The sequence below is a fragment of the Methanococcus voltae genome (assembly GCF_024807655.1).
Lineage (GTDB): Archaea > AGJL01 > Methanococci > Methanococcales > Methanococcaceae > Methanococcus > Methanococcus voltae_D.
The window spans coordinates 46,342-61,957 of record NZ_JANUCR010000005.1 but is presented as its reverse complement, the minus strand read 5'-3'; the positions used below and the strand labels follow the sequence as shown (position 1 = coordinate 61,957).

The 15,616-nt window shown below is 27.7% G+C and carries 13 protein-coding genes, 7 tRNA genes and 2 rRNA genes; 12 read left to right on the top strand and 10 right to left on the bottom strand.

Annotated features, from left to right (window positions below):
* Positions 1 to 19: 19 nt before the first annotated feature.
* From J3E06_RS06795 to J3E06_RS06770, 6 genes are all read right to left on the bottom strand, one after another.
* Positions 20 to 739: a precorrin-2 dehydrogenase/sirohydrochlorin ferrochelatase family protein gene (locus J3E06_RS06795; RefSeq protein ID WP_013180825.1), complete on the bottom strand. Its 720-nt coding sequence runs from the start codon at positions 737 to 739 to the stop codon at positions 20 to 22.
* Between the two features lie 203 nt (positions 740 to 942).
* Complete coding sequence (locus J3E06_RS06790) at positions 943 to 2,130, bottom strand: glycosyltransferase family 4 protein (protein WP_013180826.1); 1,188 nt, start codon at positions 2,128 to 2,130, stop codon at positions 943 to 945.
* A 194-nt stretch (positions 2,131 to 2,324) separates the two neighbouring features.
* Positions 2,325 to 2,918: a DUF655 domain-containing protein gene (locus tag J3E06_RS06785; RefSeq protein WP_013180827.1), complete on the bottom strand. Its 594-nt coding sequence runs from the start codon at positions 2,916 to 2,918 to the stop codon at positions 2,325 to 2,327.
* A gap of 296 nt (positions 2,919 to 3,214) precedes the next feature.
* Positions 3,215 to 3,550: an RNA polymerase Rpb4 family protein gene (locus J3E06_RS06780; protein ID WP_259164850.1), complete on the bottom strand. Its 336-nt coding sequence runs from the start codon at positions 3,548 to 3,550 to the stop codon at positions 3,215 to 3,217.
* A gap of 87 nt (positions 3,551 to 3,637) precedes the next feature.
* Positions 3,638 to 3,931 carry a 50S ribosomal protein L21e gene (locus J3E06_RS06775; RefSeq protein ID WP_013180829.1) on the bottom strand — a complete coding sequence of 98 codons (294 nt, stop codon included), beginning with the start codon at positions 3,929 to 3,931 and terminating at the stop codon, positions 3,638 to 3,640.
* Between the two features lie 346 nt (positions 3,932 to 4,277).
* Positions 4,278 to 5,837, bottom strand: a complete 1,560-nt coding sequence (locus J3E06_RS06770; protein WP_013180830.1) for a tRNA pseudouridine(54/55) synthase Pus10 — start codon at positions 5,835 to 5,837, stop codon at positions 4,278 to 4,280.
* A gap of 335 nt (positions 5,838 to 6,172) precedes the next feature.
* Between J3E06_RS06770 and J3E06_RS06765 the strand changes: the two genes are divergently transcribed.
* The gene (locus J3E06_RS06765; RefSeq protein ID WP_013180831.1) at positions 6,173 to 7,363 is read left to right on the top strand and encodes a TIGR00375 family protein; all 1,191 of its coding nucleotides are present in this window, start codon (positions 6,173 to 6,175) and stop codon (positions 7,361 to 7,363) included.
* Positions 7,364 to 7,468: 105 nt separating this feature from the next.
* Here J3E06_RS06765 and J3E06_RS06760 read toward each other — a convergent pair whose 3' ends face one another.
* From J3E06_RS06760 to J3E06_RS06750, 3 genes are all read right to left on the bottom strand, one after another.
* Positions 7,469 to 7,645 (bottom strand): DUF362 domain-containing protein, encoded by a 177-nt coding sequence (locus J3E06_RS06760; RefSeq protein ID WP_013180832.1) that lies wholly within the window; start codon positions 7,643 to 7,645, stop codon positions 7,469 to 7,471.
* 228 nt (positions 7,646 to 7,873) lie between these two features.
* Positions 7,874 to 9,052 carry a cation:proton antiporter gene (locus J3E06_RS06755; RefSeq protein ID WP_013180833.1) on the bottom strand — a complete coding sequence of 393 codons (1,179 nt, stop codon included), beginning with the start codon at positions 9,050 to 9,052 and terminating at the stop codon, positions 7,874 to 7,876.
* 371 nt (positions 9,053 to 9,423) lie between these two features.
* Positions 9,424 to 9,912 (bottom strand): HPP family protein, encoded by a 489-nt coding sequence (locus tag J3E06_RS06750; RefSeq protein WP_013180834.1) that lies wholly within the window; start codon positions 9,910 to 9,912, stop codon positions 9,424 to 9,426.
* Positions 9,913 to 10,239: 327 nt separating this feature from the next.
* Here J3E06_RS06750 and pdxS point away from each other — a divergent pair, with 327 nt between their 5' ends.
* The 11 genes from pdxS (at position 10,240) to J3E06_RS06695 (ending at position 14,059) form a co-directional block, all read left to right on the top strand.
* Positions 10,240 to 11,145: a pyridoxal 5'-phosphate synthase lyase subunit PdxS gene (pdxS, locus tag J3E06_RS06745; protein WP_013180835.1), complete on the top strand. Its 906-nt coding sequence runs from the start codon at positions 10,240 to 10,242 to the stop codon at positions 11,143 to 11,145.
* A 209-nt stretch (positions 11,146 to 11,354) separates the two neighbouring features.
* Positions 11,355 to 11,428 (top strand) — tRNA-Thr (locus J3E06_RS06740).
* Positions 11,429 to 11,463: 35 nt separating this feature from the next.
* Positions 11,464 to 11,540 (top strand) — tRNA-Pro (locus J3E06_RS06735).
* Between the two features lie 74 nt (positions 11,541 to 11,614).
* Positions 11,615 to 11,688 (top strand) — tRNA-Tyr (locus J3E06_RS06730).
* Between the two features lie 5 nt (positions 11,689 to 11,693).
* Positions 11,694 to 11,767 (top strand) — tRNA-Lys (locus J3E06_RS06725).
* A 13-nt stretch (positions 11,768 to 11,780) separates the two neighbouring features.
* Positions 11,781 to 11,895 (top strand): 5S ribosomal RNA (gene rrf / locus J3E06_RS06720).
* 14 nt (positions 11,896 to 11,909) lie between these two features.
* Positions 11,910 to 11,984: transfer RNA gene (locus J3E06_RS06715), tRNA-Asp, on the top strand.
* 82 nt (positions 11,985 to 12,066) lie between these two features.
* Positions 12,067 to 12,140, top strand: a tRNA-Lys gene (locus J3E06_RS06710).
* A gap of 13 nt (positions 12,141 to 12,153) precedes the next feature.
* Positions 12,154 to 12,268, top strand: a 5S ribosomal RNA gene (rrf, locus tag J3E06_RS06705).
* 14 nt (positions 12,269 to 12,282) lie between these two features.
* A tRNA-Asp gene (locus J3E06_RS06700) sits at positions 12,283 to 12,357 on the top strand.
* A 256-nt stretch (positions 12,358 to 12,613) separates the two neighbouring features.
* The gene (locus J3E06_RS06695; protein WP_013180836.1) at positions 12,614 to 14,059 is read left to right on the top strand and encodes an HD domain-containing protein; all 1,446 of its coding nucleotides are present in this window, start codon (positions 12,614 to 12,616) and stop codon (positions 14,057 to 14,059) included.
* A gap of 59 nt (positions 14,060 to 14,118) precedes the next feature.
* Here J3E06_RS06695 and cfbE read toward each other — a convergent pair whose 3' ends face one another.
* Entirely contained in the window at positions 14,119 to 15,600 is a 1,482-nt protein-coding gene (cfbE, locus tag J3E06_RS06690; RefSeq protein WP_052297125.1) for a coenzyme F430 synthase, read from the bottom strand.
* Between the last annotated feature and the right edge of the window lie 16 nt (positions 15,601 to 15,616).

Here is a 15,616-nt window from a genome sequence, read left to right as displayed (position 1 = left end):
TTTTCATAATTTATTATCATTAATTTTGATTATTATCCTTAGTATTATTTTTTATTATTTTTTTAATTTTGCTATCTTGGTTATTTTTAAAATATTCTTCTATTAAATTTAAAATTTTTCCTTTAAATTTTTCATCTTTAAATGCTAATTCTAATATTTCTTTCCTATCGATTTGATTTTTAAAATTAAGGTTATCATCTGCATCTGTTTTAGAATAACTTAATGTATTATCCTTTAATAAATTTCGAATTTGTTCTTGTAGTTCTATTTCCGATTTATAATCCGACAGGTAATTTTGAACTAATTTTCTAACTTCTCGGGCGATTAATGGACTTTTGCCCCCCGTATATATTGAAAAACAAATATCGTCTTTTTTAAAGAATGCAGGAATAATAAAGTTTATTTCTGGTTCAAAAGTAGATGAAGATACCATTTTCTTTAAATTTTTGGAAATTTCCACTATTCTTTTGTTATTTTTTTTATCAACGCAGGTTATAATAATATCGTATTTTTTTATTAGATTTTCCAATTCGTATGTAGTTAATTTACTTATATTGCAAGCGGTATAACTTATAAACTCATAATTATACTTTTTAGATATATTAAACGGGTTTTCTTGAGAATATACATCAATATTTGCATTACTTTCTATTAATTTTAAAATTCTTCGTTTTGAAACATCCCCATATCCAAAAACAAGTACTTTGAAGTTTTTTAAGTCTAAAAAAAATGGAATCATAGTATCTATCTTTTTTTAATTTTATCATTAGATTTTTTTAATTTTAATATGTTTAAGAGCCATATTTTTTATTATATTAAGTTTTATTTTTTTTATTATGGTTTTATTTATTTTTAATTCCAATTTTTAATTTGCTGTTGTTAATACTTTTTAAGCTTTTATTATTAATCATTTTTGAAATAATTTTGAGAATTATGTAATTTTCATAACTTTTCATTAACTTTACAATTTGTTAATTTATGATATAATTTTAAGGTTTCTTCGGCATTATTTTTCCAAGAGTATTTTTTTGAGAGTATATATCCATTATTTCCAAATTCTGCCCTAATTTTAGGATTTTCAATGAGTTTTAAGATAGAATTTGCTAAAGAATCACTATCGCCTGATTTTACGATATAACCATTATAATTTTCAGTAATCAATTCTGGAATTCCTCCGATAGATGTACCAATCACTGGTTTTTGGCAGGCCATAGCTTCTAATAGTACAATACCCATACCTTCGGAGTTAGATGGTAAAACTAAAAAGCTACACTTTTTAATTAGTTCGGAAACTTCAAACTGGCTTTTTTGCCCGAGTATTTCAATATTGTTTAAATTATTCTTTTTAATTAATTCTTTAATTTCATTAATTTTTTTTCCGCTTCCTACTAATTTGTATTTAAAATTATTTTTAGTCCCAATTTGTTGGTTTATTTGTATTATGGAGTTAATTAATGTATTAATACCTTTTTGCCCCACAAAAGCTCCTACATATAATCCATAATTCTCGTCAGAAATGTTTTTGTTATTAAATAGTTCTAAATTTATTCCATTGTATAATTGGGTGATTTTTAAAATGTTTTGTTCATTTTGAATTTCTTTTTTTAAATATTTACTTATGCAAATTATTCCCGTACTATTTTTAATGGCGTATTTAAAAAATGGTTTTCCCACGGGGTTTTTTGACAATTTCATAACATCACTACCGTGTAATGTTAAAATATGTGGTATTTTATATTTATTACTCAATTTAGCCCCTAAAAATCCCTGCGGAAATGCGTAATGGCTATGTATTAAGTTTATATCATTATCTTCGATTATTTTAGAGCCTTCTTTATACCCATTTAAAAAGTAAGTAGGACCCCTTAATTTTTTAATAAATGGGATTTCATGGATAATTACGTTTTTAATATCGTTTTGATTTTTCTTTTTTTTATCAAAGTCTATTTTTTCCATATTTTCCGTTTTTTTATAATTTAATATGTGAAATTCAATTTTTTTATAAGTTAAATCGTCATTTTCTTTTTTATTTTCTTGAATAATTAGATTTATATTTTTAATTAAATTTTCAACATGTGTGGATATTCCACCTGGATAAGGATGATATATCGTAGGAATTAATATTTTCAAAAAATCACCGTTTTAATTGAGCAAATTACATATGGTTAATATGATATACTATGTCATAATATAATACAAATTAATACAAATATTTGTTATCAGTTTAGTATGTTATTTTATTATTAAAATATATTACAAAAGTTTTTGAAATATGTTAAAAAAATAGTATTTTAAAATTTTATATTATATTTTTAAGAATCATATTATTTGTTAATATTATTTTTCCATCTTACAAATAAATAGTATTTTTGTGGTTCTTTTAGTTCTTCTTCGATTCTTTGAGCAATTACTTCTACAATATTATGTTTATGAACTCTTTTTTCAAAATCGTCAAAGCTTTCAAATGGCTTTTTTTCTCTTTCTTCAATTATTTTCCACATTGCAGTTTTTCCAATACTGGGTAGTATTTGTAAGGAATGTAATCTTGAGCTTATTGCATCACAACTATTTAAAAAATTTATAAACCTACCTTCCTGATTAAAAATTGCTTCTTTTATTACATAAACCAATTCTAATTTAGAAGTTCTTGATAATTCTTCATATTTCAACATTTTTAAAACATGGCTTACTTTCTCACGATTATGTTTGCCAATATATAATTTTTCTGCTAATTCAACATCAATATTATTTTTTAATTCTAATTCCATCAATACAAAGTTTTTTTCACCAAAAGCCTGTACTAAGCCCCTTTTTTTATAACTGGGTCTTGTATCTTCACAATGTCCGTATGGTAAAAAATCCAATACATAAGCGTAATCTTCAAATTCTCTTTTGTAATTTTTACGGGTTTTTTGCATATTATGCCCCCATTAAGCAATTCTATGATAGTTATTTGCCGTATTTACGAATTTGATATTTTAATTTTTTAAAATAATATAATATTTATCTTTGCCGTAGCATATATATGTATTGATTTTAAAAAAAGATTGAAAAAAATAACAATATATTATCATTTTATAATTTTAAAATATTATTTATAATGTGAAAATAAATAAGCATATTATAAATGTAAATAAGCATTTAATTAACAATTAACAAAAATAGGTATTGTAAGTATCATAAAATAGGTTTGTAAATTAATTATTCTTGATTATTAGATTAATTTACAGATTGCATCCAATATATCTTCTGCATTTTCAGGGACGTCTTTTTTGTAGAATACTGCTTTTAAATCTTCCATATCAACAGGTAATATGTCTATAATTTTCATAGCGTCTTTTTTTTCCACATTTAACCCTATAAGTTCTTTGTATAACTCTTCAGCTTCTTCTTTTGTTAATACTGAAAACTTGTTTAAATAATCTAATGCACAACCATTTTCATATGACATTTCGTCAATAACTGCTCTTGCGTTCATAATTTCTGTAGCATTAGCAATTGTGGTATATTGTTCAGCCAATAATTTTTTACCAATCATTTTATTCACCAAAATCAAAAATTCGTAAATTTAAAATTGTTATAATATAATTAAAAAAATAAATGAAATGTTAATATTTATCTTTAAATATTAGTTAAATTATGCCTTTGATTCTCTCAAATGTTGAGGTCTTGCGATGATATCTTTGTATTTTCCACCATCTTTAACTTTAACTAAGTATGAACTACCTCTTTGAGCAACAACTTTACCAGTTTTACCGTGGAATTTAGGGTGTGGCATACCTTTTTGTACTGAAGGGTCTAACACAACGTGAACTGTTTCTCCTATTTTGTAAACTCTTAAAGCTCTAGTTAAAGGGAACAATCCTCTTTGTCTTGGGTGTTTTTTTAATTTATATCTTGTTTTGCTTCTAAATCCTTCGCTTTTTTGCATAGTTTCTCCTCGCTGTTTCATTATAAGCTTATTTTAATCCTTGAATTTAAAATATTGGGTCCATATTGGCGTCATATTCTAAATCTATCCTAAATTACTTTTTAGAATTTCATTTAAGATTTTGATTATTAACGAATTAAACATGAATAGTATGACCATGATTAATATATCTTTTTACATATATATTTTACATATATATAATTATTCCTATCCATTCATTAATAATTTATGATATTACGATATTTTTTATATTTTTATATTTTTATATTTTTGTCTTATAATTTTTACTAATTATAATTTTTAATATTTATATTTTTTCAAAAGATTAAATGTAAAAATTTTAGTTTTAATAATTTGCAGGATTGTTTTCATCATGTACTTCCATGACTGTAAGTAATTTACAATAGCAAGGAATGTCTAAAATTTCAGATATTGAAGGTTTAGTTCTTCCTTCGTCTCCGCTAATTAATTCCTTGATATATAAACCACCATCACAATAAACGGTTAGTTTAAATGATTTTTCATCAATAGGTTCGCACCAAGCTTTATATATGTTTCTAACTCTTACCAAATCTGCACGCCTGTGAGACACTCTGTGAGGCGTTCGTTGGTCAATTCTTAAATTTTCAAGTTTTTCAGATAATTCTACTATCTTGTCATTTTCAAAGTCGTGATTTTCGAGTTCTTCATCCACAATTGACACCAATGCACAATAAGTTTTTGTGTGAGGTTCATTTTTGAAGAATCTTACATCATTTTTCACACCATATTCTAAATCAGAAACTTCTACGCCTTCAATTTTATTTATTTCGTCCATAATTTTGAGTAAATCCATTTTTCTAACTTTAGGTTCTTTTACTTCAATAACAAATGGTCTACCTTTTCCAAGCATTTTTACATCTATATCTTCACGCCCTGCAGCGTGTAATGCTTCTCCACTACCTTTTGCGATATTCATAACTGGTTCTGCAATTATCTCCTCAACAGAGGTCGGGTATTGCTTACCTGTGAAATTACATTTTTCACAACCCTTTCCTCTACAACTTCTACAATCCCAATGACTTTGCGGAATTCCTCTTTTGGTTTTTCTGTATCGTCCTTTGATAAATATCGGGTTTATTTGTAAGTATATTTTTTGATTATATGGATTTACCATAACTACAATGTCAGGAGTTTCTTTATCCACCGGTTTTTCTAATTTTTTGGTTAAAATTTTTCCAAGTTCCCGGCCAAATTCGTTTCTTAAACTTTCCGTATTTTTTTCATTGAATGTAGTTTCTAAATCTTTTTCTAATTCTTTTATTCTTTTTGGAAGACGTGTACCTATTAAAAAACGGTCGAATTCGTATTCTGAAAGGGCTTCTACTATTTTATCAGCTATTTCTTCAAGATTTTGAATATTAAATACATCTTTACACCAGGGACATTTCTGTTCTGGTGTTAAAAATATGTTAGATTCATTTTCCTCCGATTCATTTTCCTCCCGGGTTATATCGTCTTTTAGCAATTCTTCAATTATATACTCGTTTTTAATTCCGTTTAATCCTGTTTTTCTCAAAAGTGTTAAATTTTCTTTAATTATGTTTATTTTTTCATCAATTTCCTGAATTTTTTCTTCATTACTTTGACTTTTGTCATCAGCTTTATTTTCAGTATCTTCATTATTTTTAGTATTTTCATCAATTTCTTCATTTTCATTAATATCTTGAGAATTTGAAATTATATCAATTAAGTTATTTTTTTCTTCAATTAAATCTTTAAGTTTTTCCTCAAAATTCATTGCTATGACGGTTTTTATCGAAGTTCCTCTATCTTTGTTGCCCATTCTCATTAATTTGGCATAAATTCTGCCATAGCATCTATTACATAAATTATATTTTTGTAATATCTTGTTTTCATAATCCATAATATCACCATAATCTGGTTTTAAATTGTATTGAAATCCTTTTTCTGTAAAATTTATTATATTTTTAAATCATTAATTAAATCAGTATACTTAATACATAATTATATTATAAGTTAATACAATATATTATAAAATAATATAAAATATTATACAATATAGCGAGATATTGATATATTAAGATAAGCATGTTAATTAAGAATAACTAAAAAATTAATTAAAACTTAATTAAAACTTAATTAAAACTTAATTAAAAAAATAATTAAATATTATTTAAAAACCGATTGAATCAAGTTTATAAAAAAATTATTCGTTAATTTTAAAATATTTGTGATAAAATGATAGCAAACACTGATTTACACCTCCATTCTAAATATTCAAAAGGAACGTCTAAATTTATGAGTATAGATAATATTGTAAAATATGGTAAATTAAAAGGGTTGGATATAATTGGTACGGGCGATTGTTTAAATCCAAAATGGTTAGACGAGATAAAAAACCATTTAGATGATAATTTAGTACTTACAACTGAAATAGAGGATAAACATCGAGTTCACCATTTAATAATTTTACCAAATTTGGCACAAACAAATGATTTAATTAATTATCTATCAAGTCATTCTAAAAACATAGGTTATGAAGGTAGACCAAATGTTTCGTTAGATGGTAAGGAAATAATGGATATTGTAAAAGAATTAGGTGGTTTAATAGGTCCTGCTCACGTTTTTACACCTTGGACAAGTCTTTACAAAACTTATAATTCCGTTTATGATTGTTATGGTAAAAAACCAGATTATATTGAATTGGGGTTATCTGCAGATACCGATATGGCAGATATGGTAGAAGAATTGCGAGATATACCGTTTTTAAGCAATTCTGATGCACATTCTTTTTATCCTCATAGAATGGGTAGGGAATTTAATCAAATGGAAATTTCAAACGTGGGCGATATTGAGCATAATTTTGAAGAAATTAGAAATGCAATAAAAAATAATAAAATAGTTGCTAATTACGGATTAGACCCTAATTTAGGTAAATATCATACTACGGCATGTACAAAATGCTATTTGAGGTATGATATTGAAGATGCAATTAAATTCAAATTCAAATGTAGGGAATGTGGTGGTACAATTAAAAAAGGAGTTTTAGAACGTTCTAAAGAGCTTTCAAAGGATAAAAAAGTAATCCACCCCGATTTTAGGCCTCCTTATCATAGAATAATACCATTAGCAGAAATAATATCTTTTTCAATTGGCAAAGGTGTGAATACGAAATCAGTTCAAACACTATATGATAATTATTTGCATAACTTTAAAAATGAGATTGAAATATTGATAAAATCGGACATAGGGGCTTTAAAAGCTATACACGAAACTGTGGGGCAAACGGTCGAGAAATTTAGAAATAATACTATTAATATTTACCCTGGTGGAGGGGGAGAATACGGTTATATTTCCAAAACACCTGTTAAAATCAAAAAATACGAGCAAAAAACTACTTTAGAAAATTGGATGGCTCAAAATCAGTAAATTATTATATTTTTATTTTTTTATCGAAGTTACTTAAAAATTAAAAAATAGAATTTATATTTTTACATTAATTATTATAATCTTTTAATATTACTTATTATTATATTATTGTTGTTTTATACATTCAACTGGACATACGTCAGCACAGTCTCCGCAATCATTACATTTGTTAGCGTCGATAACTGCTTTTCCATCATCCATTTCTGAAATTGCTTCAACAGCACATACAGGAACACATGCACCACATGCAATACATTCTTCAGCGTTTACAGCGTATACCATAATATCACCAATATTTACCTTGTTTTTAATGGTTAGTTTTATTTTTTATTTATTAATAATTTGTACACTATAATATTAAATACTATTTTACTATAAAAAAATAATGATTTAATTTATCTTATGGCTTACGAGGTTTTTATTCACCATATATACTTAACATTTATTAATTTTTGTAATCATTATTTTTTATCAATAATTCTTTTTATTTTTTTATTATGTGCATAGTAATTAATTCAATGTACATTCATCTTTAAAAGCCCATTTTAACAATGGAGGGGTTATCAATATCGAAACTGTAATGAATATCAATGTAGCAGCAATGAATTTTGGTATATTACCTTGGGATATAATCCCTGCATTAATTGCAACCATCAGGTTTATAAGTGCTATTTCTGCACGAGGTATTGAGCCGATACCCATTTGTAAGGATTTTTTTGTATTCCAACCCATTAATTTAGCACCTAATCCCCTACCTGCAACTTTACTTATCACCGCTACAACAGTTAGGATTACTGCTAAGCTTAAAGCATCATAGTTTCCAAACACGCCCAAATCTAAACTTGCACCTGTGTATACGAAGAATAACGGTATTAAAAAACTATAACCTATAGTTTTTATATCATTCATAACTGCTTTACCTTCGGGAGTTTTTGAAAGAATTAAACCTGCTAAGAAAGAGCCTTCAATAGCTGCTTCGAACCAGTTTTCTGCAAGAAATGAAAATATGAATAATAAAGCCAATATAAATGAAAGTATGCCTCTTTGAACATGCAATTTTTCTGCAAAGGAGATATATTTTCCGATAAGTTTCCAGCCTACGAAACCTATTATCACAAATAGGCCTAATTTACCGAATAAAGAAGTTAAATCACCCATACCTACTACGAAGATTATCAGCATAATTCCTAAAAAGTCATCCATAATACTTGCGCTTAGTGAAGCGTACCCAACATCTGTTTTTAAAACGCCTAAATCCATCATAACACGAACAGTAAGTCCAATACTCGTCGCAGTTAATATTACACCTGCAGCAAAAGCTTCCTGTGGGGGATAACCTACATACAATAGTGCAAGATAACCCATAACCAATGGAAACAAAACGCCAAATACTGTGGATACCGTAGCTATTAAGCCTGTTTTTTTAACTTCTGCAATATTTGTATCTAAACCACCTAGGAACAATAAGAATATGATTCCCATTTTTGATAAAAATTCAAATATTTCATTGTTATGTAATGTTAGGTGATGCCCGTCAATAAATCCAAAGTATATTAAATTTCCAAGAAGCATACCCATTAATATTTCACCTAATACGCCAGGCAATTTTAATTTTTCCATGAGGTGGTCGCCCAATTTTCCTGCGATTAGTGAAATGCCCAGGGTTAATAAAACCCAGCTGTAATCCATTTGAATCACCGATATCTATAAAATTTTTTATTTTTGATAATGGTTTTTAATTTTAATTTTAATTTTAAATTAGTATTATGACATAATATAATTAATAACTTCTTAAATTTTCAAATCTTTATTAAATTAGCTAATATGGCTATTAATAATCTTATTTTAAATTTAAATAGCATTAATGAATTATATCGGTGGATTAACAGGTAAATTTCTTAAAAATAACTAATAACAAAATAAAATCAAATTATAACCTGTTTATTAATGCAAACAACAATCTTATCCTTAATAATATAATGTGGGGATATATCAATATTTATGTATTTAATCTTAATATTTTCAATATTTTTAATTAATAATGCTTTATAATTACTAACTTAACAACCTTTAGGGCCTAAACATAAGTCCATAAATTGTCTTATTAAGATTTTTAAACTAATTTCTCCAACTAATTTATTATCGTCATCAACTACACCAATAATTTGAACCTTGTACTGCTCCATTTTAGTTAAAACTTCCAATACTGTGTTATTTTGATTAATAGTTAATGGATTTGGTTGAAGTATTTCTTTAACTGTATTTGCACCACCTATAATTGATTTTAAGATTGATGTTGAACTTCCCATATAAATTTTATGTTTGCTGGGCGGTAGTAAAAAATCAATTACGTCTAAATATCTGATGATACCTTCTAAATTGTTATCATTTTTTGTATCAATCACCCATACGTGATGTCTTGTTCTTAATAGATTTAATACATCAGATACAGAATCATTTATGCATACTATAGGCATATCTTCTTTTGTTGGCATTATCTCTTTGATTTGCAGGTGATGATATCTTGCTAAAGCAGTGTCAATTTCCACAATATCACCTTTATAAATAACATCTACTACATTATAAGTTGTAGTAATTAATATATTTTTATATTATGTATTTTAAACTTTCATATTAATAATACTGAATTAGTATGTCATAATTAATTTTTTATATTTGGATATATATTCATAAATTAGAATAATTAAAATCATTGTAATAAGTAGAATTACTAAATCTGAATTTTAACTTTTAAACGTAATATGTTAAAGTATATAATATAGTACATTGTAATTATTTTTTGAAATATATATTTAAAATAAATTATAATCAACTGATTAAATCAGAATATTTATTTAACAGCTATTGGTGAGATAATGAGTAAAAAACTTGTGGGTACAGACGTACTTAAAAGAGGATTTGCAAAAATGGTTAAACACGGCGTTGTAATGGATGTTACAAATGTTGAACAAGCAAAAATTGCAGAAGAAGCTGGTGCTACTGCAGTTATGGCATTAGAAAGAGTTCCTGCCGATATTAGGGTACAAGGTGGCGTTGCAAGAATGTCAGACCCTGAAATGATACTCGAAATAATCGATGCAGTTTCAATCCCTGTAATGGCAAAAGCAAGAATTGGTCATGATGTAGAAGCTCAAGTTTTGGAATCATTAGGTACAGACATGGTTGACGAAAGTGAAGTTTTAACCCCTGCTGACGAAGTAAATCACATTGCTAAAAAAGCTTTCACCGTGCCATTTGTTTGTGGTGCAAGAAACTTGGGCGAAGCTCTTAGAAGAATTGATGAAGGAGCAGCTATGATAAGAACAAAAGGAGAAGCAGGTACTGGAAACGTTGTAGAAGCTGTAAAACACATGAGAGCAATGAACGAAGGTATTGCAAGAGTTGTAGGATACGCTGAAATGGGTTTGGATGCTGAATTAGTTCAATTAGCGAGAAATGAGTTAAAAGTACCTATTGACTTAGTTTACGAAGTTGCAAAATTAAAAAGATTACCTGTAGTTAATTTTGCAGCAGGTGGAATTGCTACACCTGCAGATGCGGCTTTAATGATGCAAATGGGTTGTGATGGCGTGTTTGTTGGTTCAGGTATCTTTAAGTCAGGAGACCCTGAAAAAAGAGCAAAAGCTATTGTTGAAGCTACTTACAACTATGATAAGCCAGAATTAATTGCAGAAGTAAGTAAAAACTTAGGGGAGCCTATGGTGGGTATTAATATTGACGAAATACCTGAAGAACAATTATTGGCAAAAAGAGGAAATTAAATAAACCTTTTTTATTTTTATTTTTAATATATTTTTAATATATTTTTATTTTATATTATTTTATATTAATTTGTAATAAATACTACGATACTAAATCAAATCTCAAATTGATGCGGATATTTAAATATATATAAATTTAATTTTATAAATGATGGAAACATTTATATAGTATAATAGCGTTAGTCATTGTGCAAGTAAAATAAAAGATTGCCTCAGTGGCTCAGCCTGGTAGAGCGCCTGACTTGTAATCAGGTGGTCGGGGGTTCGAATCCCCCCTGGGGCTTGAGTTCTTAGGCAATAGACTTAAGACTTTTACTTGGGCCTGTGGGGTAGCCTGGTCATCCTTTGGGATTTGGGATCCTGAAACCCCAGTTCGAATCTGGGCAGGCCCACCATTTAATTTAATAAATATAAATAAGCATACGTAAATGTTAGGAAATAGCATATCAGAAGCATATCCAAGAATTATCCCGCGATAGTTCAGACTGGTAGAACGGCGGACTGTAGATCCGCATGTCGCTGGTTCAAATCCGGCTCGCGGGACTCTTGGGCCCGTAGCTTAGTCTGGTAGAGCGCCTGGCTTTTAACCAGGCGGTCGAGGGTTCGAATCCCTTCGGGCCCGTTTTAGCTGTTGATACGGCGGTCATAGCGGAGGTGTCCCATCCGATCCCATTCCGATCTCGGAAATTAAGCCCTCCAGCGATTTCTTAAGTACTGCCATATGGTGGGAACAAGATGACGCTGCCGATCACTTTTTTTATTATGCCCTGGTGGTGTAGCTCGGCCTATCATACAGGACTGTCACTCCTGTGACTCGGGTTCAAATCCCGGCCAGGGCGCTTTATATTTATATGAAATATAATTCTGCACTATTTAACTTATAATTATAGCATAGGTATTTGTGTACTTTTCGTAAGACTTGGGCCCGTAGCTTAGTCTGGTAGAGCGCCTGGCTTTTAACCAGGCGGTCGAGGGTTCGAATCCCTTCGGGCCCGTTTTAGCTGTTGATACGGCGGTTATAGCGGAGGTGTCCCATCCGATCCCATTCCGATCTCGGAAATTAAGCCCTCCAGCGATTTCTTAAGTACTGCCATATGGTGGGAACAAGATGACGCTGCCGATCACTTTTTTTATTATGCCCTGGTGGTGTAGCTCGGCCTATCATACAGGACTGTCACTCCTGTGACTCGGGTTCAAATCCCGGCCAGGGCGCTTTCTGTATTTTTAAGCCGTAAGGATTTATTCATTTTTTATTATTATTTTTATTATTTTTATTATATTTATTTTATTTTTTAATTAACATTATATTTATATTATTATTTTATTTTTATTTTATTCTCATTTTCTCGTTTATTAACGTCATATTCTTTGTTTTTTGTACTTTTTATTTTCTTTAAATTCTTTCTGGGAGTTTAATGCCTAAATTAAATCAAAAAACTATATATATTTTTAAAAATAACTTATTACTATGGAAAAATCAAAAATAATCCGGGACCCTATTCATAAGGATATAAAGATAAAAGAATCAGAAATTTCCATCGTGGATACTGAAAATTTTCAAAGACTTAGGAATATAAAACAAACAGGATTAACCTGTTTAGTTTATCCTAGTGCAAACCATACAAGATTTGAGCACTCTTTAGGTACTATGTATGTAGCAGGGGAAATGGCAAAAAAACTGGATAATCCAAATGTTGATGTGAATTTAGTTAGGATATTAGGGCTTTTACATGATATTGGGCATCCTCCTTATTCACATACTTTAGAGATAAATAATTATGACCATGAACATTACACCCGACAAAAAATAAAAAAGATGGATTTTGAAAATTATCAAAGTAAAGAAGTTCTTGAATCGTATAATTCTAAAGGTATTGTGGGAAAATTAATACACGGAGACATGGATTCAGATAGAATGGATTATTTAATACGGGATAGTTATCACACGGGTGTGGCATATGGTTCTATAGATATACACCGCATTATAAGCTCAATAAATGATTTTGAAGATTCTAATTCTTTAGGAATTTTGGAAAAAGGTGTTTCTGCAATCGAGTCATTACTTATAGCCCGATATCAGATGTATCCAACGGTATATATGCACCCCGTATCTCGTATAGCTGAATGTATGCTTAAAAATGCTACATTGTATATTTTAAAAGACGGAATTATAGAAAATAAGGACTTATCAGTAATGGATGACATTGATTTAGTTTCTACGCTTAGAAATTCTGAGGGGTATGGTAAAGAATTAATGAAAATGTTGGATACCAGAAATTTATTTAAAAATATTGCAACATTCCCATATCGTGAATTAAAGCCTTTGGAAATCTATAAGCTTATAAATTTAACTGAATCTAATTTAATGGTTCTTGAAGATGTATTATATCAAAAAATGGGATTTAAGTTATATTTAGATATTCCAAAGCCTCCTAAAATAGTAGAAAATAAAGTACCTGTATTGATAAATGGTAAAAAGCATAGGTTGGATGAAGTTTCACCTTTGGTACAAAATTTAAAGATTGCATATAAAAAGTCTTGGAATGTACGGATTTATGCAGAACCAAATAATATATTAAATAAAGATATTCAAACTCAAAAATACCATATTAAAAATTCCCCCTATGACTTGAAAAATATAATTTTTGAGATTATAGACGAATATAATTTGATAAATGAATTGGATTTGTTCGATAATAATTTTATAATAAATATTTTAGCCGAAAATCACACTATAAAAGGTTATTCGACATTTATGGCTCATGCAAAAAATAAAGGTTTCAGTGAGAATATTTTAGCCACAGAATTGCAAAAACTTTTGTTTTCTGGAATTGTTAAAAAAAATACAGTCCAGATGGGTGGTATTTATCGATATGATTACATATTGGTTGATGAATCCATTATAAAAAATTAATTTATGGATAACAGTAATGTATTGATTAATTTATTTATAATTAGATTATATTTTATGATTTAAACAATGGAACTTCTATATATTATTAAATAATTGTTTTTTTCAGACAATATTTTTAATTTAATCAAATCTTCTTTTTTAGTTATTTTTACATTTTCAATTATTTCAACTCTTATTTTCAAATTTGAAATCTTTTCAGAGTTATTCAATTTTTTTTGCCATATTTGATGTATCTCATAACCTAAATCGCCTGATAAATATATTGGCAGTGTTTTATTACTTAATTTATTTAATTTATTTATTTTCAAAAGCTGATTGAGCAATTTTTCTGCGTTAATTTCTTCACAAGTACAACCAAAATCCCCACCTAAACATATTATGGGATTATCAAAAGATTCAATAAAATCTTCGACTGAATTGGAAATTGATTTTATATTTAGTCCTGGATTAGTATTTCTTAAAATATTATAATATTCTAATTCCATTCTATTTTTTAATTCAAAAGATTCAATTCTCTTAATAATGTCTTCTGAATTCATCATATTTTTACAAATTTCATAACTTAAGATACAATTTGAAATATTATGTAATCCAAAAATTTTTTTATTTAACTTAAAATCATTAGTTTTTAAATTAATATTATTTTTAGGAGTATATTGAAATTCTAAAGGGTATTTGTTTATAATTTTTAAATTAGGCGGGTTGTTATCTATTATATGTATATTAGCTATGTTTAAACTTTCAATAATTTTATTATAATTATTATACAAGTCTTTTAATATGTAGCAATTATCTGCAAATTCTAAAGTGCTTAATTTTACTTTCGCACTTCTTAAATTATTTGCTATTGGGTAATCTTCTAAAATATTTGTAATAATTCCATATTTTGAAGAAACAAGCCCCAAAGATATTTCAAATATAAAATAATCATATTTGTATAATTTTTTTTCCTTTTCCAATCTATTTAACGTATTTAGAACTTCAGTCGGTGTTATTGAACCTTGGGTACTGTTGTGTAAATAAACGTTGTATTTACCGTTTAAAATGTGATTTATTAGTTCAGAAGTGGAAGTTTTACCTTTTACTCCCGTTATTGTAATTATTTTTGAAATAAAATCTTTATATTTGGTACATAGTATTTCTGAAACTGATTCATGAAATGTTTTAAATTTAACATTTATGGGACAGTGTACTGGTGCAATAATATCGCTAAATTCAGAATAATCAATATCTTCAATTTTTGAAGTAATCAATTTTAATTTTTGAGGCATATAATCCTTTAATTTATTATATTTTTTGTATATTTCTTTATCTTTATCAGTAAATGATGATGAACCTTTTAAATCATATAATTCATTTAATTTATTAATTTTTCCATAAATATCCCATAATATAACGTAATTTTCTTTTTTACCTTTTTTTAATTTTCTATTTTTAAAATCTTTGTTAAAAAGATATTCTTCTGCAATATCCAAAGCACCATGGTTTATATCTACAATTAGTATTTTTGAATTTTTTTCCATATTTTCCTTTTCTTTCACATTTAAGATTATTTCA

Excerpts from the sequence above, each read along its gene's own strand:
- J3E06_RS06760 (WP_013180832.1), bottom strand. The coding sequence starts at position 7,645 with ATGGTATACGCTGTAAACGCTGAAGAATGTATTGCATGTGGTGCATGT.
- J3E06_RS06775 (WP_013180829.1), bottom strand. The coding sequence starts at position 3,931 with ATGCAAAAAAGCGAAGGATTTAGAAGCAAAACAAGATATAAATTAAAA.
- J3E06_RS06765 (WP_013180831.1), top strand. The coding sequence starts at position 6,173 with ATGATAGCAAACACTGATTTACACCTCCATTCTAAATATTCAAAAGGA.
- J3E06_RS06770 (WP_013180830.1), bottom strand. The coding sequence starts at position 5,837 with ATGGATTATGAAAACAAGATATTACAAAAATATAATTTATGTAATAGA.
- J3E06_RS06795 (WP_013180825.1), bottom strand. The coding sequence starts at position 739 with ATGATTCCATTTTTTTTAGACTTAAAAAACTTCAAAGTACTTGTTTTT.
- pdxS (WP_013180835.1), top strand. The coding sequence starts at position 10,240 with ATGAGTAAAAAACTTGTGGGTACAGACGTACTTAAAAGAGGATTTGCA.
- J3E06_RS06695 (WP_013180836.1), top strand. The coding sequence starts at position 12,614 with ATGGAAAAATCAAAAATAATCCGGGACCCTATTCATAAGGATATAAAG.
- J3E06_RS06755 (WP_013180833.1), bottom strand. The coding sequence starts at position 9,052 with ATGGATTACAGCTGGGTTTTATTAACCCTGGGCATTTCACTAATCGCA.
- J3E06_RS06785 (WP_013180827.1), bottom strand. The coding sequence starts at position 2,918 with ATGCAAAAAACCCGTAAAAATTACAAAAGAGAATTTGAAGATTACGCT.